The sequence below is a fragment of the Mycobacteriales bacterium genome, from assembly GCA_030697205.1.
GTDB lineage: Bacteria > Actinomycetota > Actinomycetes > Mycobacteriales > SCTD01 > JAUYQP01.
In genome coordinates, this window is sequence record JAUYQP010000047.1 from 1 (window position 1) to 21,947 (window position 21,947).

16 protein-coding genes are annotated in these 21,947 nt (G+C 73.3%); 6 read left to right on the forward strand and 10 right to left on the reverse strand.

Features of this window, described 5'->3' with window-relative positions; translation table 11 throughout:
• Positions 1 to 408 precede the first annotated feature (408 nt).
• From Q8R60_15215 to Q8R60_15225, 3 genes are all read right to left on the reverse strand, one after another.
• Complete coding sequence (locus Q8R60_15215; GenBank protein MDP3713824.1) at positions 409 to 1,809, reverse strand: diguanylate cyclase; 1,401 nt, start codon at positions 1,807 to 1,809, stop codon at positions 409 to 411.
• A gap of 288 nt (positions 1,810 to 2,097) precedes the next feature.
• Positions 2,098 to 3,510 (reverse strand): NAD(P)-binding protein, encoded by a 1,413-nt coding sequence (locus tag Q8R60_15220; GenBank protein ID MDP3713825.1) that lies wholly within the window; start codon positions 3,508 to 3,510, stop codon positions 2,098 to 2,100.
• Between the two features lie 69 nt (positions 3,511 to 3,579).
• The gene (locus Q8R60_15225; protein ID MDP3713826.1) at positions 3,580 to 4,551 is read right to left on the reverse strand and encodes a DUF2157 domain-containing protein; all 972 of its coding nucleotides are present in this window, start codon (positions 4,549 to 4,551) and stop codon (positions 3,580 to 3,582) included.
• A 133-nt stretch (positions 4,552 to 4,684) separates the two neighbouring features.
• On the opposite strand from Q8R60_15225, the gene Q8R60_15230 reads away from it, so the two are divergent.
• From Q8R60_15230 to Q8R60_15240, 3 genes are all read left to right on the forward strand, one after another.
• Complete coding sequence (locus Q8R60_15230; protein MDP3713827.1) at positions 4,685 to 5,242, forward strand: hypothetical protein; 558 nt, start codon at positions 4,685 to 4,687, stop codon at positions 5,240 to 5,242.
• 268 nt (positions 5,243 to 5,510) lie between these two features.
• Positions 5,511 to 7,643, forward strand: a complete 2,133-nt coding sequence (locus tag Q8R60_15235; GenBank protein ID MDP3713828.1) for a DEAD/DEAH box helicase — start codon at positions 5,511 to 5,513, stop codon at positions 7,641 to 7,643.
• Positions 7,644 to 7,653: 10 nt separating this feature from the next.
• Positions 7,654 to 7,923 (forward strand): DUF2277 domain-containing protein, encoded by a 270-nt coding sequence (locus Q8R60_15240; GenBank protein ID MDP3713829.1) that lies wholly within the window; start codon positions 7,654 to 7,656, stop codon positions 7,921 to 7,923.
• Here Q8R60_15240 and Q8R60_15245 read toward each other — a convergent pair.
• The 3 genes from Q8R60_15245 to Q8R60_15255 all read right to left on the reverse strand — a co-directional run bounded on the left by Q8R60_15245 (position 7,911) and on the right by Q8R60_15255 (position 11,868).
• Positions 7,911 to 8,303, reverse strand: coding sequence for a rhodanese-like domain-containing protein (locus Q8R60_15245; GenBank protein ID MDP3713830.1), 393 nt, complete (start codon positions 8,301 to 8,303; stop codon positions 7,911 to 7,913). The genes Q8R60_15240 and Q8R60_15245 overlap by 13 nt on opposite strands.
• A complete protein-coding gene (locus Q8R60_15250) occupies positions 8,300 to 8,665 on the reverse strand; it encodes a hypothetical protein (GenBank protein MDP3713831.1) in 366 nt (121 codons plus the stop codon). Before Q8R60_15250 ends, Q8R60_15245 begins: the two co-directional genes overlap by 4 nt.
• 74 nt (positions 8,666 to 8,739) lie before the next feature.
• Entirely contained in the window at positions 8,740 to 11,868 is a 3,129-nt protein-coding gene (locus tag Q8R60_15255; GenBank protein ID MDP3713832.1) for an AAA family ATPase, read from the reverse strand.
• Between the two features lie 319 nt (positions 11,869 to 12,187).
• On the opposite strand from Q8R60_15255, the gene Q8R60_15260 reads away from it, so the two are divergent.
• Positions 12,188 to 14,005 carry a diguanylate cyclase gene (locus tag Q8R60_15260; GenBank protein ID MDP3713833.1) on the forward strand — a complete coding sequence of 606 codons (1,818 nt, stop codon included), beginning with the start codon at positions 12,188 to 12,190 and terminating at the stop codon, positions 14,003 to 14,005.
• Here Q8R60_15260 and Q8R60_15265 read toward each other — a convergent pair whose 3' ends face one another.
• Positions 14,006 to 15,787, reverse strand: coding sequence for an acyl-CoA dehydrogenase (locus tag Q8R60_15265; GenBank protein ID MDP3713834.1), 1,782 nt, complete (start codon positions 15,785 to 15,787; stop codon positions 14,006 to 14,008).
• 35 nt (positions 15,788 to 15,822) lie between these two features.
• On the opposite strand from Q8R60_15265, the gene Q8R60_15270 reads away from it, so the two are divergent.
• Complete coding sequence (locus tag Q8R60_15270) at positions 15,823 to 17,508, forward strand: Mur ligase family protein (protein ID MDP3713835.1); 1,686 nt, start codon at positions 15,823 to 15,825, stop codon at positions 17,506 to 17,508.
• 8 nt (positions 17,509 to 17,516) lie between these two features.
• On the opposite strand, the gene cphA is transcribed toward Q8R60_15270, so the two are convergent.
• The 3 genes from cphA to Q8R60_15285 are packed head-to-tail and all read right to left on the reverse strand — an operon-like array spanning position 17,517 to position 21,542.
• The gene (gene cphA, locus Q8R60_15275; GenBank protein MDP3713836.1) at positions 17,517 to 20,243 is read right to left on the reverse strand and encodes a cyanophycin synthetase; all 2,727 of its coding nucleotides are present in this window, start codon (positions 20,241 to 20,243) and stop codon (positions 17,517 to 17,519) included.
• Positions 20,240 to 21,184 carry a cyanophycinase gene (locus Q8R60_15280; protein MDP3713837.1) on the reverse strand — a complete coding sequence of 315 codons (945 nt, stop codon included), beginning with the start codon at positions 21,182 to 21,184 and terminating at the stop codon, positions 20,240 to 20,242. The genes cphA and Q8R60_15280 overlap by 4 nt, the downstream gene beginning before the upstream one ends.
• A gap of 58 nt (positions 21,185 to 21,242) precedes the next feature.
• Positions 21,243 to 21,542 carry a WhiB family transcriptional regulator gene (locus Q8R60_15285; GenBank protein MDP3713838.1) on the reverse strand — a complete coding sequence of 100 codons (300 nt, stop codon included), beginning with the start codon at positions 21,540 to 21,542 and terminating at the stop codon, positions 21,243 to 21,245.
• A gap of 91 nt (positions 21,543 to 21,633) precedes the next feature.
• Here Q8R60_15285 and Q8R60_15290 point away from each other — a divergent pair, with 91 nt between their 5' ends.
• Positions 21,634 to 21,945, forward strand: coding sequence for a BlaI/MecI/CopY family transcriptional regulator (locus tag Q8R60_15290; GenBank protein MDP3713839.1), 312 nt, complete (start codon positions 21,634 to 21,636; stop codon positions 21,943 to 21,945).
• Positions 21,946 to 21,947: the final 2 nt, after the last annotated feature.

Below are 21,947 nucleotides of genomic sequence, written 5' to 3' on the forward strand. Positions count from 1 at the left end.
GGCCGCCGTTCGAGATGTCGTCGTCCGAGGTGGTCACAGCGGCCTTCGCAAGCGTCGGTGCCTTCATCGTGCAGTCTCCTGTCCGAGGCGTCAGCCCCAGCGTCGGACCTCAGCGACTTACACAGACGATCTGACACGCCCTGAACGCCGGTTCGCCCACCTCGCGGTAACGAGCCAGGAGCTCGACGAGCCCCGACGTCGACACGCCGTACTCAGCGATGACCTCGGCCGGTGGGGGGCCCCGGGAGGACGACGGCAGTGATGACCAGACGGGCTGTGGACACCCCACCAACGTCGGCACGGCTGGTTCGGGACGTCCTGAGACATCAGTCCGGGATGTCCTGACGCAGCCCTCCCCTCGGACACGACGTCGCAGGCGCGACCACGCACCAGGCCCAGCTGCCCGGCTCAGGCGTCGTACTCCATCCGGTTGCGGCCGCTGCTCTTCGCCCTGTACAGCGCCGCGTCAGCCCGCGCGTAGGTGTCGGCACTGTCCTCGTGGGTCCGCTTGCTCGCGACACCACCACTGAAGGTCGTCGACGGGGCCGTGGCCAACCAGGCGTCTTTGATGCGGCCCAGCACCGCCTCCGCCTCGTCCCTGTCGACAGCAGCGAGCACCAGCAGGAACTCCTCACCGCCCACGCGGGCGACGCTGTCGAGGTCACGCAACCCGGCACGGACGTGATGGGCGAACTGCTGGAGGGTGGTGTCTCCAGCAGCGTGGCCACGTGTGTCGTTGACGGCCTTGAAGTGGTCGAGGTCCAGCACCACGACGACGTCGCCGGGCTGGAGCTCGGCCAGCATCAGGTCGGCAGCGCGACGGTTGCCGACCTGGGTCAACGGATCGGTCTCCGCCTGCTCGGCGTAGTGACGCGTCGCTGCCTGAGCCCTCAGCAGGCGGCGCGCGTTGCCGAGAGCGGTCCCTGCGATGTCGGCGAGCAGGCTCAGCACGTCGACGTCCGAGGGGCTGAGCTTCGCCGGCTGCGTCGTCCCCGCGTGGAGCAGCGCCACGAGATCACCTGTAGTGCGCACCGGCAAGGAGATGGTGGTCCGCACCCCGGTGTCCCTGATGACGGATCTCGCCTTGGCGTAGTCCTGGTAGTCATCGACGACGACGGGGCCGCCGCCAGTCAGGACGTCCCCAGAAGCTCCCTCCTGCATCGAGAGCGCCTGGCCGTCCAGTGCCGCGAACAGCCCCCGCCCGTGACGGGTGACGAACGCCTGGCTGTCCCGGTCGAGGAGTTCGAGGCTCGAGCCGGCGTAGCCGAGCGCGAGCACCGCATCGGCCACGGCTTCCTGGATCTCCTCCGGGGCCAGGGCGTGCAGGGACGCGCTCACGCGACTGACGATCGTCAGCTGCTCCGCCAGCCGGTGGGTACGTCTCTGCTCCTGCTGCAGCTGCTGCTCGGCCAGCACCCGGGGAGTGATGTCGGCGACGAGGACGAAGAAGCCGTCCACCTGACCGGACTCTGCGATGTCGGGCACGTACGAGGCTTGGGAGTAGCGCACCGTCCCGGTGGGGTCGACGATCTCCCTGTCGAAGGTCTGCTCGACGCCGGATAGGGCCTTCTCCATGTACGGCAGGTTCTTGAGGAACAGCTCAGGACCCAGCAGCTCGCTGATGTGGACGCCGCGCAGCTGCTCAGGCATCTTCCCGAACCAGTCCTGGTAGGCCCGGTTGGCCATGCGGTTGCGCAAATCGCGGTCCCAGTAGCCGATCATGGCCGGTATGTGGTCGAGCACCGTCTGCAACCACCTGCGTCCATCCGCGAGCTCCCGCAGCCGCGCGACGAGTTCACCCGGTGACACACCGTCGAGCCATCCGTCGCCAGTTGTGCGGGGGGCAGGAGGGAACCCCTCGGTGACGACACGGGGGGACGCCGGCACGACTCGCTCCACACCCACAGCATCGGATGACGCCCTGTCGACGGCGATAGCACGAGGTGACTACTGGACCAAGGGGCGCGTCGGCGCGACAGCGGCAGCACCGGGCGCTGCGACGACAACCCGGCCGCTCGCCGCTCGACCTGAAGATCCGCGACGACGACCTCGCCGCGGGCGCCGAGAAGCAGGGCCCGGGGTGAGTGCGGACCCGCGCTACCAGGCAATGCGGACCTGCGGGTCGGGCAGGTCGGCGAGCCCGCTCAGCGACGCCAGCCGGGCCAGGCCGGGAGCCGCGTGGCGTTGCAGCCGCGCCAGCGCATCGTCGAGGTCGGGGCCGCTCGGCTCCTGCGGGGAGATGCGCGCGGGGTTCAGCGCGACGCCGTGCGACCACGCCAGCACGTCGGGTTCGGCGCCGAAGGAGGCGGCGGCCCGCGCTCCCAGGACGGTCATGTGGGCCCACCCCTCGAGCGAGTCACCGAAGGGCGTAGGCGGGCAGAGGGCGTTCTTGTCGGCGTCGTCGGCCCGGGTCGCCTCGACGTAGCCGGCGAGCGCGGCACCGAAGCACGGGAAGCCGCTGCGGATCGGCTGCAGCGTGATCGCCGCGGGCCCCCAGATCGGCACCCGGGGTGGGTAGCGCAGACCCGGAGCTGCGCAGTGCACGACGACCGCGTCCCGCGCGACGGCGACCGACCCCTCGTCGAGGTCCAGGTGCCCGGGTCGGACACGTCGGAGGTGACCGCGCCGGACCACGTGCTCGACCGTGCGCAGGCGCTCGAGCTCCCACGTGGCGAGGGTCGGCGTCTTGCCCATGGTCGGTGTGACCGATGGGTCGATGCGGAGCATGGAGCCGCGCTCCTCGAGCTCGAGGAACAGCTGGTCCAGGCTCTCGGCAGTGCCAGCTGCCTCCAACGTGTCGGCGACCATGCCCAGGAACACCGCGGGGGCCGGCTGGACGACCGCGCGGTTGAGCATCCACGGGTCGCGCGGGCGCACCCAGCACACGGCACCCGGGTCGACGCCCTGCCCGAGCAACCACACCACCGCGTCGGTGGCGGTCTTGCCCGACCCGACGACGACGAAACGCGAGGGCGGCTCCTCCAGCTCGACGAGGCCGTTCACCGTGACCACACGCGCTGCGTCGTCGACCTCGAAGGGCGCGGCCGTACGCGCAGGGATCGACGGAGCCAGGTAGCGCGCGTCCACGACCCGGCAGCCCTCAGGCACCTCGTACACCCGGCCCGAGACCCGCGAGACGAACCTGCGCCCGCCGACGTAGTCGCAGCCGGGGAACCACTCGACCCGGTCGGACGGTTGCAGGCGCTCAGCGAGGAGCTGCGCGTAGTAGGCACAGATCTCCGACACGCTCGCGCGCTCGTGCAGACCCGCCTCCGGACCCCGCTCCTGCACGCGGTTCGCGCCGAGCAAGGTCGACCCGACACCGTAGAAGGCCGAGGCCTGGTGGAGGCGGACGAAGGGGTAGGCGTCGAGCCAGTGGCCCCCGACACCCGGGCGACGGTCGACGAGCGCCACCCGCACGTCGGTGTGCTCGACGAGGGCGTCCACGAACGCCATCCCCGTCGCGCCCGCACCGACGACCAGGTAGTCAGCCGCCACCGCGTGGGTCACGCCCACAGCCAAGCACCGCAGTCCCCGCCCTGGCCACCTCCGCGAGAGTGAAGCCGGCCAGGGCCGTCGTCACCCCGGCCCAGCCGTACCGTGCCGCAGGGTCCGCAACGCCGCGAGGACGAGCAGCGTCCCGGCGAGCAGCAGTGCCAGCGGTGCGGCGACCGCGCCGGGGAACCAGCTCATCAGCACCCCCGGGAAGACGATGAACATGCCGACCGCGCCGACCGCCAGCAGCGCGAGGTCGGCCATCCGCAGCGCGAGCCCGACGAGGGCGAGCACCGCGACCAGCGCCACGACCCGGCCCCAGTCGGCCATCTGCACGGTCGCGGCCCCGAGGGCGACCCCCACGGCCCCGAGCACGAGCACGAAGCGACGGGGAGCGAGCATGTCTCGCACCCCGAGGTAGAGCCAGCCGGCCCCGACGGCGAGGATCCCGAGGGCGGGTAAGCCGTCGCCCGACGGTCCGGACGGTGCGACCCGGGCCAACGCGGCGGCACCCGTGGCCGCCAGCCCGACGAAGGCAACGGCCTGCTGGAGCGGGCTTCGCAGCAGCCACCAGAGCACAGCGGAGTACGCCGTTACCCCCGTGGCCACGACCAGCGCGGTGTCGGCGTCCCGGGTGTCCAGCACCTCGACGGCGAACAGGCCCAACAGGAACGCGACGGTCGCTGCGGACAGTCCCCAGGCGGCGGAGTGCAGCCGTCCCGCGGCCGTGCCGAGCCCCACGGGCAACGCCGCCCCGAGCCCGAGCAGCAGGCCCGCCGCCGCTGCGGTCAGCCCGAGACGGGCCCACAGCGCCAGGTCCGCCCACAGCTGCGCCGTCAGCAGCAGCCCGGCCACGACGACCAGGACTCCGCCGACGTAGCCGAGGGCCTCGGTGAGCATCGGTGCGCGACCGGTGCGTCCACCGGCGGCGAGGGCGGCCTGCTCGTCGGCGACGATCTGCGAGGCCTGCGCCGGGCTGATCAGCCCGTGCTCCACCCACCGTTCGAGGTGCTCGTCGAGGTCGTCCAGCTGCCTGACCGCGTGATCGGTGCTCATGTCGCGACGATGGGCGGCGGCGTCCTTGCAGGCCAGGGTCCAAGGTCCCTCCGCGACGGCCCGTCTGTCCTGACAGCTGTCGTCGTCCACAGGCCCCCGCGATGTCGGCAGCCGCGTGCGGTAGCAAGAGCGGATGACCGTGACCGCGCTCCGCTTCACCCGCACCGCCCGCGAGGGCGAGGCGACCCCCGAGGCCGCCCTCAAGCTCGTCCTGTCGACCGAGCCCGTCGTGCTGCCCGCCGAGATCGGGTACGACGAGAGGTGGGTGTGGGTCGGCCCTGACGGCGAGCGGGAGCCGCTCGAGGTGGTCGCGGTGTCGGTCGGCGACGACCTCGTCGTCGTGAGTGCCTCCCCGCGGATCCGCGGGGAGGAGCGCCCGGCGGGGCTCGCCTCCCCGCCGCGAGACCCTTTGCTGGCCCAGGACCTCTACCGAGGCGACGACGTCGACCTCGACGTCGAGGTCCTGCGCGACTCGCGCGGCAAGCGGTACAACGAGCGGCGCGCGCGCAACCTCAGCAACCAGACGCTGCGCGGGCTGCGCGAGAAGGGCGTGCCCGACGGCACCCGCGTCAGCCTCACCGTCGTGCTCCCCGCAGAGCTCCACGACCGGGTCGGCGACGCGGCGCGCACCCGCGGGGTGACGGTCGCGCAGGTCGTGCGCGACGCCCTCACCGCGCAGCTCGGCGGCTGAGACGGCACCCCCTCCCGCACCGCCTCCCCCCACGAGGGAGCGTGCGGGATAGAGTCGTGATCGCTACCGGGTGTGCCCTCACCGACGCGACAGCGCGCAGTCAGAGCTGCTGAGCGCTCGTCGTCAGGGCCGTCCCCTCGAGCACCCGCCCGCGGACGTCGACGACGCCCCGGGCCGGACGTGCCGCGCGGGGCGTGAGGCCTCCGGCGCGGCCGCCGGTCGCGTCCTCGACGGTGGTGACGGCACGACCGGCACACAGGGAGACGGCGTGGCAGAGCGCGGCGGGCGACAGCCCGGCAACCGGCCTGCCCAGCGCCAGCAGCCGCGCCGGCCCGCGCGCCGCGAGGAGGGCGTCCTGCCCGTTGTCGAGCGGGCCGTCCGCGAGGTCGAGTTCGCCGTCCAGCGGGGCAAGGTCCGCCCGGCGATCCGCGCGCAGTTCCAGGTCGTGGCGCTGCTGGTCCGCGAGGAACGAGCCCGCGTCAAGACCGACGCGAGCCTCACGGAGTTCAAGCGCAACGGTGCGATGAAGCGCATCGAGGCGATCGGCACCGCGATGGCGAAGTGCGCCGCCCGCGACACCTCGCTCTACGCCCTGCTCGCCGAGGACGCCGAGCTCGTCGAGGGCGCTCGCGCCCTGCTGCGCGAGCTGCGCGAGGCAGCCGGCCTCGAGGCCGCCCCTCCCCCGGCAGAGGCGGGCTCCGCGACGGTGCAGCCCCGGCAGGAGCGTCGCGTCGTACCCCAGTCGGTGATCTCGCGACAGCTGGCCAACCCCTTCCTCGAGCCCGACTTCTCAGGTGCCCCGTCCAAGCAGACCCGGCCGCGGCTGCTCGCCAACTGGGAGCTGCTGCAGCCGCTGCTGCGCGCCTTCGAGAACCCCGGCGGCGGCGCGTCGTCGTGCATGCCGCTGCCGGCTCCGAAGTCGCTGCTGGCCGCGGGCGGTCGCGAGCTCATGCCACACCAGGCGCAGGTCATCCAGGCCGCCGCCGGAGGGCACCGGACCTTCCTGCTGGCCGACGAGCCCGGTCTCGGCAAGACCGCGCAGGCGCTGCTGTCCGCGCAGGCGGCCAACGCCTTCCCGCTGCTGGTCGTCGTCCCCAACGTCGTGAAGACCAACTGGGCGCGCGAGGCCGGCATCTGGACGCCGACCCACCCAGCGACCGTCGTGCACGGAGACGGCGACAGCGTCGACGGCTTCTCCGACATCGTCGTCGTCAACTACGAGGTCCTCGACCGCCACGTCGGCTGGCTCGGCTCCCTCGGCTTCCGCGGCATGGTCGTCGACGAGGCCCACTTCATCAAGAACAAGACCTCGCAGCGGTCGCGCCACGTCCTCGAGCTGTCGCAGCGGCTCCGCTCGCGCACGGTGCGCCCGCTGCTGATGGCGCTCACCGGCACGCCGCTCATCAACGACATCGAGGACTTCCTCGCGATCTGGGAGTTCCTCGGCTGGATCGGTGACACGGAGCCGGGCCCGGCGCTGATGGAGAAGCTCGAGGCCAACGAGCTCACCCCCGTCGACCCCGGCTTCCACCCGCTGGCCCGCCAGGCCGTCATCGACCTCGGCATCGTGCGCCGTCGCAAGGTCGACGTCGCTGCCGACATCCCGGCCCGCCGCATCGCCGACCTCCCGGTCGAGCTCGACGGCGCCCTGGGTCGGTCGATCCGCGACGCCGAGCGCGTCCTCGCGCGTCGGATGATGAAGCGCTACGACAGCGCGCTGGAGGCCCGCGACGCCGGCGTCACCGTCGAGGGCATCGACCATGAGCTGGTCCGGAAGGTCGCCGGCTGGGAGCGGCAGGACACCGACGAGTCGACCGGCGGCGAGAACGTCTTCACGATGATGCGCCGCATCGGCCAGGCCAAGGCCGGGCTCGCCGCCGACTACGCCGCGCAGCTCGCCCGCAGCGTCGGCAAGGTCGTCTTCTTCGCCAAGCACATCGACGTCATGGACACCGCCGAGGCCGCCTTCGCCCAGCAGGGGCTGCGCTACTCCTCCATCCGCGGAGACCAGACGCCTAAGGCCCGCCAGCTCGCGATCGACTCCTTCGTCAACGACCCCGAGGTCGCCGTCGTGGTCTGCTCGCTGACCGCCGCGGGCGTCGGGCTCAACCTGCAGGTGTCGTCCAACGTCGTGCTGTCGGAGCTGTCGTGGACCGACGCCGAGCAGACCCAGGCCATCGACCGCGTGCACCGCATCGGCCAGGACGCCCCGGTCACCGCGTGGCGCATCATCGCCGCGCAGACCATCGACGCGAAGGTCGCGGAGCTCATCGACAGCAAGGCCGGCCTGGCCGCCCGCGCGCTCGACGGCTCCGACGAGGAGGTCTCGTCGTCGGTGGACGTGCAGCTCGAGGCCCTCGTCGGCCTGCTCACCGACGCCCTGCGCGAGCGCGGGCTCTAGCCTCGGCGGCATGTGCCGCAGCATCAAACCGCTCAACAACTTCGCGCCCCCGGCGACCGAGGACGAGATCCGGGCCGCTGCCCTGCAGTACGTCCGCAAGATCAGTGGTGCCACGCACCCGTCGTCGGTGAACGCCGCCGCGGTCGAGCAGGCGGTCGAGCTCGTTGCGCAGGCCTCCGCGGAGCTGCTCGACCGGCTCGTGACGACCGCCCCCGCCAAGCACCGTGAGGTCGAGGCCGCGAAGGCGCGGGCGCGGGCGGAGCAGCGCTACGGCTCCTGAGCGCCTGCGCGGCGCAGCGGGCGACCTTCCGCCGTCCAGGCCCGCAGCCCACCGGCGAGGTGGGCCACGTCCGTGCGACCGAGGGCCTGCAACGCCGCTGCTGCCAGGGCGGAGCGGTCTCCCGCCGCGCTGCACAGCACGAGCCGGCGACCTGGACGCAGGTCGGGGTGGCCGCGCGCCTCGACCCCGTCGGCAAGGAACTCCAGCAGGCCGCGTGGGACCGCCACTGCCCCGGGGAGCGTGCCCCGTGCCACCTCGGCCGGCTCGCGCACGTCGACGACGACGGCGTCGCCGCGCGCGAGCTCGGCCGCGAGCTCGGTGGGGCTGAGGTTCTCCAGGCCCGCGCGCGCCGAGATGACCAGCGCGCGCAGCGGGGTCACCCCGCGGCACCCTGGATGTGGGCGACCACGGGGTTGAACTCGTCGGTCGGGGAGAAGTCGACGTACTCCACGTCCTCGAGCGCCACGGGCACGTGGCCCGGGGCCCAGTAGACGGCGTCGCCGGCCTGGAAGACCTTGTCGCCGGACGGGCTGCGCATCTGCAGGCGGCCCTTGAGCAGGTAGCCCCAGTGGGGGCACTGGCAGGCGTCGCCCGGCAGGCCGACCAGGGCCGGTCCGAGGTCGGCGCCCTGGGGCAGCCGGATGAACGACGTGGACATGCCACCGCCGATCTCCTGGAGGCGGACCTCGACGCCGTTGCCCTCGATGACGATCGGGACGTCGTGACGTGCGACTGCGTGCATGGCTGGTGCTCCTTCGCGTGAGGTGGACCGTGCGAAGCGAGGGTGTCGGCCGGGCGTTCCCGGAACGTTCCCGGTCAGACCAGGGCGGTCGCAGCGTCGGCGCAACGCTGCGCGTCGAGGGGTTGACCGACGGACCCGAAGCCCTCCGCGGCCGCCGCGAGGTGGCGCAGCGCGGCCTGCTCGTCGCCCTCCGCCCGCGCCCGGTGACCGCGGACCTCGTCGACGGCGGCGTACCAGCCCGGCAGGCGCATGAGGATCGTCGTCAGCTGCGCGGCGGCCTGCTCGTAGGCCCGCGCCTGCTCCGCGCGTCCCCCGGCAGCGGCGGCCAGCGCAGCCGGCACAGCCAGGTTGATCCGGCAGCCGGGGCAGGTCTCCATCGAGCCGTGGACGGCCTCCTCCGCCTCGTCGAGGGCGGCGAGCGCCGCAGCGGGCGAGCGCGCAGCGGCGATCCGTGTGCCGTAGATGCGGTCGAAGAGGTGGAAGCCCAGCCCTGACTCGCGGGCCACATCGAGCGCCTCGTCGAGCAGGGCGTCCGCGCGGTCGGGGTCGCCGACCGCGAGGGCGTGCGCCGCGAGCCGTTCCAGGGCGAGGGCCTCGCCGCCGTTGGCACCGATGGCCCGGTGCAGCTGCACTCCGGCTGCCAGGTCACGGCCGGCCTCGTCCAACCGGCCCATGAGCAGCAAGGCCTCCCCACGGAAGGTCACCGCGAAGGCCTTCCCCCGGGCGGCACCGAGCCGGTCGGCCTCGGCCTCCAGCGCCCGCGTGAAGTCGATGACCTCGCCGTAGGGCTGGCCGCCGTACAGCAGGCGCTCCGCCACGCAGAGCTGGCCGTCGAAGACCGTGACGGCGACCTCGGGCAGGGCGTAGGTCTCGCGCAGGCCGGCGCGCATCGTGCGGGGCAGCTCGCCCTTCACGTGGGCAGCCGCGGCCTCCGCCCAGGACGCGATGACCATGGCGGAGGGGTCGCCCGAGGCGATGGCCAGCGCTCGGGTCTCGGCCGCCATCGCCACACCGACGTCGGGGTCGGCATGGCCCATGGCGGCGGCTCCGCACATCGCGAGGGCCTGGGCGAGGCGTCCCTGCAGCGTCGTCGGCTGCAGCCCGTCCAGGGCGAGCAGCGCACCGGCCGGGTCGCCGGCGCGCACGGACGCCAGTGCCTGCATGGCCAGGACGTCGTCGCGTTGACCTGCGGGCAGCGCACCGGCCGCCGCCGCGTAGGCCGAGGGCGCACGCTCGTCGCCGCGCGCCTCCAAGCACTGCGCGCGCAGCCGTAGCGCCTCGGCGTGGCCGGGCTCCTGCGCCAGCAGGACGTCCAGCCGTGCCAGCGCGTCGGCGTAGGCGCCCAGGCCCACGGAGCGCTGGGCCGCCAGCAGGAGCCAGGGCAGCGCCTCCCGGGGGCGCTCACCGGACAGCCAGTGCGCCGCGACGACCTCGGGGGCGGCGCCGAGCTCGGCGAGGCGCCGGGCCGCGTCACGGTGCACGGCGACCCTGCGGTGGGGCGGCATCTGCTCGACCAATACTTGCCGGACGAGGTCGTGACGGAAGGCGTAGGAGGACCCCCGGACCACGAGGACCCCTGCCGCGAGCGCGGCGTCGAGCACGGCGAAGGCCTCCGGCTCGGCGAGACCGGTCAGTGCGAGGACCGCGGCGGGGTCGAGACCGTCGGCCGCGACCGCGAGCCGCTGGACCATGGCCCGCGTGCCCTCATCGAGGTCGACGAGCCGAGCGGCCACGGCCTCGTGCACCGAGGTGGCGCTCCTGCCGTCGCGGGCTCCGCGGGCGAGCTCCTGCAGCACCAGGGGGTTGCCCTGGGCGCGCCTGACCAGCGGCAGGAGCACGTCGTCGGCCAGCCCGTCGGCGGTCGCCGTCACGAGCGCGGCGGCGTCGCCGTCGTCGAGCGGGGGCAGCTCCACCACCGTCGACGCCTCGTGCCGCGCGAGCCGGGCGACGACTCGTTGTAGTGCCTGGCCGGCCGCCTCGGGCCGGTATCCGAGCACGACGAGCAGGCCGGGCCCACCGGACGACGCCAGGTGACCCAGCGCCTCGACGGCATCGTCGTCGGCCCAGTGCACGTCGTCGACGACGAGGACGGTGCCGGCCCCGCCTGCGGCGGCTCGCAGCAGCCGCCGCACGGCACCGATGACCTGGTGCCTCGTTACCGGGCCGCTGGGCCCGACCTGCGGGCCGGCCAGCGGCGACAGCTCGGCGAGGAGCCCGCGGGTCGGGGCGGGCAGTCGCTCGAGGAGCCCGCGGTCGCCGCCGAGGAGCACCTCGACGGCCTGCACGAACGGCGCGAACGGGCCTTCGTCCGCACTCGCGCGCACCCGCACGACGCGCCACCCCGCCTGCTCGGCCCGCGCGCCCAGCGCAGCGCACAGCGCCGACTTGCCGATGCCACCGGGCCCGCGCACGACGAGTGCACTGCGGCTGCCTGCCCGCGCCGGAGCGAGGGCCGCCTCGGCTGCAGCGAGCTCGAGGTCCCGTCCGACCAGCGACTCCGGCTCCGACGGCACCATCCCCGCGACGCAGTCGGCGTAGAGGCCCTGCACCACGGCCCCGGGCCGGGCGCCGACGTCCCTCTCCAGCACGGAGCGCAGCCGGGCGTAGGCCCGCAGGGCGCCGTGGCGGTCGGAGGAGGCGAGCGCCACGCGCATCAGGCCTGCCGTGGCTGCCTCGTCCGTCGGGTCCGCGTGCACCAGCGACGCCCAGTCACCGCTGCGGCGCAGCAGCTCCAGCCAACGGGTCCGCAGGACCTCACGGCGAGAGCTCACCCACTCGTCGTAGGGCGACCCTGGCAGCAGGTCGCCGGCGTAGAGCCGGGCGGCGTCGGCGCAGGCTGACGAGTCCTGCGATCGCAGGGCCAGGGCGGCGGCCTGCTCGAACGCCGTCACGTCCAGCGCGACGGGCTGGTCGGGCAGCAGCTCGACCTGTCCGCCGCGCAGGACGACGCCGCGGTCCCCCAGCACGGTGCGTGCGTGATGGGCGGCCTTGCGCAGGTTCGCGGCTCCCGCCGCCACGTCGAGGGTCGGCCACAGCGCGTCGACGACCTGCTCGCGGTGCAGGCGCCGCCCGTCCGCGAGGCAGAGCAGTTGCACCAGCTCGACAGCCCGGCGGGTCGGCCAGGCGTCGGACGGCAGCCGGCGACCCGCGCGCTCGACCGTGAAGCCACCGAGCATCGCGATGCGCACCGCGTCCGTCGTCACAGGACCTCCTCACCCCGCGCCGACCCTGCCATCCCTGATCGTGTTGGTCCACGACGGGACCAGCGTCACCCGGCCGGCTCAATGAGGGCAGCGTCACGACCACGGGCCGCTGTCGTCCGACTGCACGGGCCTGACCAGCTCGGCGTTGCGTCAGCAGTAACTGTCACCTCAGGGATGGGCTTTTTGTGCCGGTCCACCGATCCGCGAGGGGTGACAATCAGAGCCAGCGGGCTGGACGCGCCTGCAATCCCGTGGGAGCACGGGCCGAGGAGGTCCGTTGAGCGGCCGCGGCGACTCTCCTGGGTCCCGTTCCTGGAGCGTGGACGACGTCGTCGCCCTGTCGGCCGAGTTCCGCGACGAGTACGCCAAGCTTCGCGACGAGCTCGCTCGGCAGCGCGACGAGATCGCCCGGCTGCGCGACGACGTGGCGCGTGATCGCGACCGAGCCGCGCTCGAGCGCGCCCGGCAGGCCGAGCAGGCAGAGGGCGACGACGCGGTCGACCTGATCGACCTGACCGCAGGAGTGGACGAGCAAGGAGCCCGACGGGACCGCGCGGCGGACCGGCGCGACCGGGTCGCCGCCGACCGCGACCGCGTGGATGACGTGTCCGAGACTGCTCCGTCCGCGGGGGCGCTCGACGGGACGGAGGTCACGACACGGGCCGGTGCCTCCCGTCAGGCAGCCGCACTCGACCGACTGCGTGCCGCCGAGGACCGCACCGCAGCTGCCCTGGAGAGGAGCCACTCGCGAGTGGAGCGGTCCAGGTCGGCCGACGACCGCAGCGCCTCCGCGAAGGAGCGGGTCGAGGCTGCCAGCGACCGCAGCTACGCGCACGCCGACCGTACGGCGTCCGCCACGGAGCGCACGACGGCCTCCTTCGACACGGTGACGGCCGAGCTGTGGCGGGCCGCGATCGCTCAGGCCCCGCTCGGCGTCATGGAGTTCGACGACGACGGCACGATCGTCAGCGCCAACCCGGCGCTGCACCGCCTGCTCGACTACCCGGACGGACAGCTGGAGGGCAGGAACTACGTGAGCGAGGTGGTGCACCCCGACCAGCGGGATCAGTCCGCGCAGGTCCTCGCCCACCACGTCGCCCGGGGAGCTGGGACCCACAGCGAGGTCCAGCGCCACCTCGTGACGGCGACCGGCGCGCACAGGTGGGTCCTGGGAACCGAGGTGCGGATCAGCAGTGCGGATGGCGCGCCCGATCGCATGATCGGCTTCCTGCTCGATGCCACCGCGGCCCGGCTCGACCGCCAGCGCCTCGCGGAGGCCAACGCGCGGTTCGAGAAGCTTCTGCAGTTCAGCACCGACGCCATCCTCGTCCTCAACGCCGGCGTCGCGCTCTACGCCAGCCCCGGTCTGGCCGCCGTGACCGGCAGCACCTCGGCGTCTGCCGTCGGCGCGAGCGTCCGCACCCTCTTCCACCCCGACGACGTCCCCGCCATCGAGGCCATGCTGGTCGAGATCACCAACGGAGCCGTCGCGGTCATCGGCTTCACGGCTCGTGTCGCCCACGTCGACGGGCGATGGCGGCACGTGGAGGCCACCGCGTCCGACCAGGCCGGTGACCCCGCCATCGGCGGGACCGTCGTCAACATGCGTGACGTGACCGACCGGCTCGACGTGGTGAACCGCCTTGCCCACCAGGCCACGCACGACGACCTCACCGGTCTCCCTAACCGGTCGCTGCTGCTCAAGCTCCTCGAGCAGGCCCTGGCGCGGGCGGCCCGCTTCGGGAAGCCGTGCGCTGCGCTCTTCCTCGACCTGGACCACTTCAAGGACGTCAACGACACATTTGGCCACGACGTGGGCGATACCGTGCTGACGGCGACGGCCGAGCGACTCCGCGCGCTCGTCCGCCCGGGCGACAGCGCGGCACGGCTGGGTGGAGACGAGTTCGTCGTCGTGGCCGAGGACGTCGACGACCCTGTCGTCGCGTTGGCCCTTGCCGAGCGCATCCGCGCGGGCATCGCCCGACCCGTGTCCCTGCCGGGCGGCGGGACGATCGGCGTCAGCTGCTCGATCGGGATCGCGCGGTCTGCCGTGCTTGCCCCCGAGACCCTGCTCCGTGAGGCCGACGAGGCGCTCTACCGCGCCAAGGCGCTGGGACGGGACCGGTCCGAGGGCTGATCAGAACCACGCGTCGTGCATGTCCAGCGCCGTGCGGTCGAGGCTGTCGAGCAGGTCGAGCTGCGGCCCGGTGCGGGGCAGCTCGTGCGCGAAGAAGAAGCGCGCCGCCTGGCGCTTACCGTCGTAGAAGTCGCCCGACCGGCCGTGCGCAGCGAGCACCTGCTCGAGCCACACCCAGGCGACGACGACGTGCCCCACCGCCTCGAGGTAGGCCGTCGCGTTCGCCAGCGCGAGCTCCGGGTCGCCGGTCCCCCACAGCTTGGTGGTGGTCGCGACGACGCGCTGCACCGCGCTCGAGAGCTCACCGGCCAGCCGCGCCGGCTCGTCACCGAGCGCCAGCGCGGCGTCCGTCGTACGCCCGATGGTCTCGACCAGCAGGGCGAGCCCGGCGCCACCGCCCATGACGACCTTGCGGCCGAGCAGGTCGAGCGCCTGGATGCCGTGGGTGCCCTCGTGGATGGGGTTGAGGCGGTTGTCGCGATAGTGCTGCTCGACGTCGTACTCGCGGGTGTAGCCGTAGCCGCCGTGGACCTGGATCGCGAGGCTGTTGGCCTCGAGGCACCACTGCGACGGCCAGCTCTTCGCGATCGGGGTGAGGACGTCGAGCAGCAGGCCCGCGCGGTCTCGGTCGGCCTCGGTCTCGCCGGTGCGCTGCTCGTCGAGCAACCGGCCGCAGTAGAGGTTGAGGGCCAGGGCACCCTCGACGTAGGACTTCTGGGCGAGCAGCATGCGGCGCACGTCGGCGTGGGCGATGAGCGGGACCTGCTTGGTCGACGGGTCCTTCGCGGCCACCGGCCGGCCCTGCGGGCGGTTGCGCGCGTAGTCGAGCGAGGCGAGGTAGCCGGTGTAGCCGAGCGCGGTGGCCCCGAGCCCGACACCCACCCGGGCCTCGTTCATCATCGTGAACATCGCGGCCAGTCCTCGGCCCTGAGCGCCGACCAGGTGGCCGACAGCACCGGGCTCGCCGTCGGGCCGGTGGGTGCCCTCGCCGAAGTTGAGCATCGTGTTGACGGTGCCGCGAAAGCCCATCTTGTGGTTGAGCCCGGCGAGCACGACGTCGTTGCGCTGGCCGTCGGGAAGCACCTTCGGCACCAGGAAGAGGCTGATCCCCTTGACCCCCGGGGCGTCGCCGGGGACCTTCGCGAGGACGAGGTGGACGATGTTGTCGGACAGGTCGTGGTCGCCCGCCGAGATCCACATCTTGTTGCCGAAGAGTCGGAAGCTGCCGTCGGGCTGCGGCTCCGCGCGCGTCGCCACGTCGGCAAGGCTGCTGCCGGCCTGCGGCTCCGACAGGCACATGGTCCCCGTGAAGCGGCCCTCGACCATCGGCAGCACCCACTGCTCGACCTGCTCCGGACTGCCGTGCTCGAGGAGCAGGTTGGCGGCCGCCATGGTGAGGAAGTAGTAGGCGCTCGTGCCCGTGTTGGCGGCCTGGAACCACGCGAAGCAGGCCCCCGTGACGCTCGCCGGCAGCTGCATCCCGCCGACGGCTGCGTCCATCGAGCTGCCGATCAGCCCCGACGCGGCGAAGGCCTCGAGGGCCGGCTTGACCTCGTCGTGGACGTGCACGCGGGTGCCGTCGAAGCGCGGCTCCTCGCTGTCGTTGCGCTTGTTGTGCGGGCGGAAGCGCTCGGTCGCGATCTGCTCGGACAGCGCCAGGACCGCGTCGAAGGTCTCGCGGCTGTGCTCGGCGAAGCGCTCCCTGCTCGTGAGGTCCTGGACGCGCAGCCACTCGAAGAGCAGGAAGTCGAGGTCACGCCGGGACAGCAGGATGGAGGCCATGCCGCCCAGTATCCGCCCCCGGTAGCGTCTCGCGCATGCCGCACCGGCCCGACGAGGCACCCCCCGGGCTGGTCGAGCTCCGCTTGCTCGACGGGCCCAACCTCTACTTCCCGACAGCGACCGTGAAGGTCGTCCTCGACGTCACCGGGCCGCTGCACGCACCCGACCTCGCGTCCTGGGCGGCCGGGCTCGGTCGCGCCGACGAGCGACCGGGTACGCCGGACAGCGACCTGCGCCGCAAGGCCCTGCTGAGGGTGGCCGCCACGACCACCCGGGCCCTCGCGGCCGCGGCCGGGACCGGACGGCTCGCCGTCCGCGCCCGCAGCGGACCGGGGCCGGCCGAGGTCACCGTGGCCTTCCCCTGGCGGCGCCGCGAGCGCGGCCGGGCGCTCGGCGTCGCCCTGGCGGCAGCCTTCGCCGGGGTGCCCCTCGACGTCGCGGTCGCGCCCGTCCGGTCGGCCCGCGGCGAGGCCTCGTCGACCCCTCGGCCGCGCATCCCGGTCGTGGCGGTCACCGGCACCAACGGCAAGACGACGACGACGCGGCTGGTCGCGCACATGGGGCGCTGCGCCGGGCGGGTCGTGGGGTGGAGCAACACCGACGGCGTGTGGGTCGACGGCGAGGTCGTCGAAGAGGGCGACTGGTCCGGCTACGGCGGGGCGGGTCGGGTGCTCGAGGACCCGGCCGTCACCCTCGCCGTCCTCGAGACCGCGCGCGGAGGCCTGCTGCTGCGCGGCTTCGGTGCGGCCTGGAACGACGTCTCGGTCGTCACCAACGTCAGTGCCGACCACCTGGGGCTGCAGGGCATCACGACCCTCGACCAGCTCGCCGAGGTGAAGGCGATCGTGCCGCGCTCGACCCGGGCCGGCGGGTGGTGCGTCCTCAACGCCGACGACCCGCGGGTCCTCGCGATGCGCTCCTCGTCGAAGGGGCGCCCGTGGGCCTTCTCCCTCGACCCCGACTCACCCGGGCTCCGGGCGGCGCTCGACGCCGGCGGCCGCGGCTGCACCCTGGCCGACGGCCAGCTCGCCGTCGTCTCCGGCGACTGGGAGGTCGACGAGCTGGTCCCGGTCGTCGACGTCCCGATGACGTTGTCCGGCCTGTCGACCCACAACCTCGCCAACGCCCTCGCCGGTGCCGCGGCCGGGCTCGCGATCGGGCTGCCGCGCGAGGCGGTCGTCGAGGGGCTGCGGACCTTCCAGCCCGACGCGGCGCTCAACCCGGGGCGCCTCAACCTCTACGACGTGTCCGGTGCGGTGGTGTGCCTCGACCTCGCCCACAACGAGGACTCGCTGGCCGCGCTGCTGCGCGTCGTCCACGGTCTGCGGGTCCCTGGCGCGCGGGTCATCACGGTGCTCGGCGCGGCGGGCGACCGCGACGACGACGCCTTGCGGGCCCTGGGGCACCAGGCCGCGCACGGGTCGGACCTCGTGGTGATCGGTGAGAAGGAGCGCTACCTGCGTGGTCGGCCTCGCGAGGCCATGACGGCGCTGTTCCGCGAGGGGCTCGCCGAGGGCGGGATGCCCGAGGTCGACGCCTTCCCGGACGAGCTGTCGGCCCTGCAGGCGGCCGTGTCCCGGGTCCACCCGGGTGACGTGGTCGCCTTCATGTGCCACGCCGACCGGGCGCCGTGCGAGGACTGGCTCCGCTCCGCCGGCGCGGTGGCGCTGACCCCTGCGGCCGTCCGCGAGATGATCACCAAGGCAGCGGCGCGACGGTGATCATCTCGCTACAGGTCGGGGTCGCCCACCGCGTGCTGGCGGGCGCCGGCCTGGGCCACGTGGGACCGGGCCTCGACCTCGGCCCAGACGGCACTCGCGTCGTCGACGCAGAGCACCACCAGATCGCCCGGGTTCGCCAGGTCCATCGCCCGCTTCACGGCGGCGATCTCCGCCAGGACGATCTCGACCGTCGTGGTGCGTGAGCCCTGCGCCCCGCGCACGCCCTCGGCGACCAGGGCCGCCAGCTCACCCGCGGGCCGACCGCGCAGCCGCGCGTCCTCGCGCAGCACGATCGTGTCGAAGCAGCCGGCCGCGACCGTGCCGAGCTCGCGCAGGTCCTCGTCGCGCCGGTCGCCCGCTGTGGCCACGACGGCGATCCGGCGAGACCGCTCGATGGAGCCGGGCGCCGGCGCGGTGAGCTTCTCGACGAAGTCGGTGAGCATCCGCATGCCAGCGGCGTTGTGGCAGTAGTCGATGAGCACGGTCACGCCGTCGACCTCGGTGATGTTGAGGCGACCGGGCGCGAGGTAGTAGGACGTCGTGAAGGTGCGCAGGCCCTGCCGGATGTCGTGCAGCGGAGCGCCCGCGGCGAAGGCGGCGGCCGCCGCGGCCAGTGCGTTTTGGACGTTCATGACGGCCTTGCCGCCGAAGGTCGCGGGCAGCAGGTGGGTCCAGGCCAGCTGCATGGCCCGCCGGCCGTGGCGGATCACGATCATGTCGCCGAGCTCGCTGCGCTCCAGGACGACGGCCCGGCCGCCCCTGCGGCAGTGGCCGTCGACGCGCTGCCACTCCGGAGAGCCCGGCTCCGACATCGAGAACCAGATGACGTCACCGCTGCAGGCCCTCGACATCGCGGCGACCAGCGGGTCGTCAGCGTTGAGGACCGCGAAGCCGTTGCGCGGCACGGCCTCCACGACGACCTGCTTGACCTGCGCGAGCTGCTCGACGGTGTCGATGCCCTGCATCCCCAGGTGGTCAGCCGCGATGTTGAGCACGACGCCGACGTCGTTGCGCTCGTAGCCGAGGCCCTCGCGCAACAGCCCACCACGGGCGACCTCGAAGACCGCGAAGTCCACGCGGGGGTTCTGCAGGACCATCCTGGCCGAGCGCGGTCCGGAGGCGTCCGAGCGGATGACGAGCCGCTCGTCGATGACGATGCCGTCGGTCGAGGTCATGCCGACCTTGCGCCCGATGCCCTTGAAGATGTGGGCGATCATCCGCGAGGTCGTCGTCTTGCCGTTGGTGCCGGTCACCGCGACGATCGGGATCCGGGAGGGCGCGCCCGGCGGGAAGAGCAGGTCGATGACCGGCTTCGCGACGTACTGCGGCTCCCCCACCGTCGGGTTGGTGTGCATGCGGAAGCCCGGCGCCGCGTTGACCTCGACGATGCCACCTCCCGCCTCACGGACGGGGTCGGTGATGTCGCGCGCGATGAAGTCGATGCCCGCGACGTCGAGGCCCACCACGCGGGCGGCCTCCTCGGCGATCTCGACGTTGTCGGGGTGCGCCTCCATCGTGCGGTCGATGGAGATGCCACCCGTCGACATGTTGGCGGTGAGGGTGAGCTTGACGAGCGTGCCTGCGGGGGGCACCGACGACAGCGAGAAGCCCTGGGACTCGATGAGCTCGCGGGCCGCGTCGTCGAGGGTGATGCGGGTCAGCACCTTCTCGTGGCCGACGCCGCGTCGCGGGTCGGCGTTGGTCTGGGCGACGAGGTCCTCGACGCTCTGCCGACCGTCGCCGATGACGTGCGCCGGCACCCGCTCGGCGACCGCCACCATCCGGCCGCCGACGACGAGGAAGCGGTAGTCGGAGCCGGACAGGAAGGTCTCGACGAGGACGTAGCCGTTGCGTGACTGGCCCTTGGCGACGTCGTAGGCCTTCGCCAGCGCGGCGTCGTCGCGGATGTCGAGCCCGACCCCACGACCGTGGTTGCCGTCGAGCGGCTTGACCGCCACCGGCCAGCCCAGCGACACGGCGACCTCGCGGGCGCCCTCGACGGTGCGGACCGCGGTCGAGCGCGGCACGGGCAGCCCGGCCGCACCGAGCAGCTTGATCGTCATCTCCTTGTCGGAGGCGATGTCGACCGCGAGGTTGGAGGTCAGCGAGGTCATGGTGGCCCGGATCCGCCGGGCGTGGACGCCCTGCCCGAGCTGCACGAGGGACCCGCTGTTGAGGCGCATCGTCGGGATGTCGCGCGACACGGCCTCGTCGACCAGCGCCTGCGTCGACGGGCCGTAGGCCGCCTTCTGGGCGAGCAGCAGCAGTGTCTCGACCTCGGCGTCGAAGTCGAAGGCAGGGTCGGCCTGCACCAGGTGGTTGACCAGCCGCACGGCGAGCTTGCCGGCCGCGACACCGACGGTCTCGTCGGAGTAGGCGTAGATGACGTTGTAAACGCCAGGCTCGCCGGTGCCGCGGGTCTTGCCCCGGCCGACCTCGGCTCCGGTCATGCGCTGCAGCTGGATCGCGACGTGCTCCGCGACATGACCCACCCAGGTGCCCTCGCGCAGCCGCTCCGCGAACCCGCCCTTCTTCTTGCGCGAGCAGGAGTGGTCACCGACCTCAGGCAGCAGCCGCAGCAGCTCGTCGACGAAGCCGGGCAGCGCACTGGTCGGGTGGGCCTCGAGGACGCCCAGGTCCACCACCAGGTGCACGGCGGGGTCGTAGGACCAGAAGTTCGGCCCCCGGTAGACGCGGCTCGACCGGATCGTCAGGTCGGGGGCGGGGCTGGTCACGAGGCCTCCGGGTTGTTCGTACGGCGGGCGGATCGGGACGTGCGGCCGGTCCCGACACCCTCGGCCGCGACACGCCTCGCCAGGCCGCGCAGGCCGGCAGAGGGCAGCGCCGGCGCAGGCTCGCGCAGGTCGTCGGCGCGGCCGCTCACCGTCGGCAGCAGCACCCTGTCACGCAGGTCGAAGCGCGCCCCTGCCGGCAGCGAGTGCACCACCGCGCCGGAGACGAGCAGCGGGTCGGAGCGGCGAGCGGTGTCGACGTTGGAGGAGATGCCCGAGCCGTCGAAGATCGTCACCGCGCCCCGGCCGACGACCTCGAGCCAGCGCTGCTCGGTGACGAGCGCGGCGGTGTCCTCGTCGACGCCGATCCCGAGCAGGTGCGGTGAGTGCGCGACCAGGGTCAGCAGCCGGCCGTAGCGGTTGCGCTGGTCGAAGTGCTGGTCGACGACGACGCCCTGCACCAGGCCGAGCCCGGCCGACATCTGCACCATCCGCAGCTTCGGCGTCGCGCCCTCGGCCCCGAAGGCGACCATGTGCTCGCTCTGCCCGGACGCACCCGCGCTGGTGCCACCCACCACGGCGCCCCGGCGGTGCGCGTCGAGGATCGCGGTCCCGAAGGGCGTCCCGGCGAGTGCCCCGGCGAGGGTCATCTGGTTGCCGCCGGTCATGAAGACCCCGGTCGCGTCGGTGAGCGGCGCGACCAACGCCGGGTCGGCCGCCTCCGTGCGCGTCGTCGGCAGCGGCCCGCGCACGTCGGTCACGCCGAGCCGTCCGAAGGCCTCGCGGTAGAGCTCGACCGCCTCCTGCCCGAGCGACGACGCGGTCGCCACGACGGCGATCCGCGCGTCGGGGCCGCCGGCGAGCCGGACGAAGCGCTGCAGGACCACACGGGCCCCGACCTTGTCCTCGGCACCGCCGATCATCATCAGAGGGCCGGGCGTCATCCGGCGACCCTAGCGGGGCGCCAGGGAGAAGATCAGGGAGTACGTCGAAGCGGGTCCGTCAACGGGACCGCACCGGTCGCGGACCCCACAGCAGGTCCTGGCGCTCCCCCTCCGACAGCCCGCCCCACACGCCGTAGGGCTCGCCGGTGTCGACGGCGTGCGCCAGGCACTCTCGGCGCACCGGGCAGTGGCCGCAGACCTCTTTCGCGGCCGCCTCGCGCTGCCCGCGGGTCGGCTCGCGCTCGCCGTGCGGGTGGAAGAACAGGTCGTCGAGCCCGCGACAGCGGGCCTGCAGCTGCCACTCCCAGCGCCACGACTGCGCGCCGGGTGGCGTCGCGGTCCCGATCACGTCCGGCATGCGGGACATCATCTACGACAACAGGTAGAACTTCTACTCCAGGTAGTAGTTTGGCCGCGTGACCCGACTCGGCGACCTGGAGCGCGCGGCCATGGAGGCGGTGTGGGCCGCCGACACCGCCCTCACCGCGCGCGAGGTGGCCGAGCGGGCTGGAGGCGAGCTGGCCTACACCACCTGGCTCACCGTGCTGTCCCGCCTGGAGAAGAAGGGCCTGCTCCGGCGGGCCCGCGACGCCCGGGCCCACACCTACACCGCGGTCGCGACCCGCGAGGACCACATCGCCCGGCTCATGCAGCAGGCGCTCGGGCAGGCCGGGGACCGCACCGCCGCGTTGCAGCACTTCGCCCGATCGGTGACGCGGGGCGAGGCCGACGCGCTGCGCCGAGCGCTCGAGGACCGCTAGCC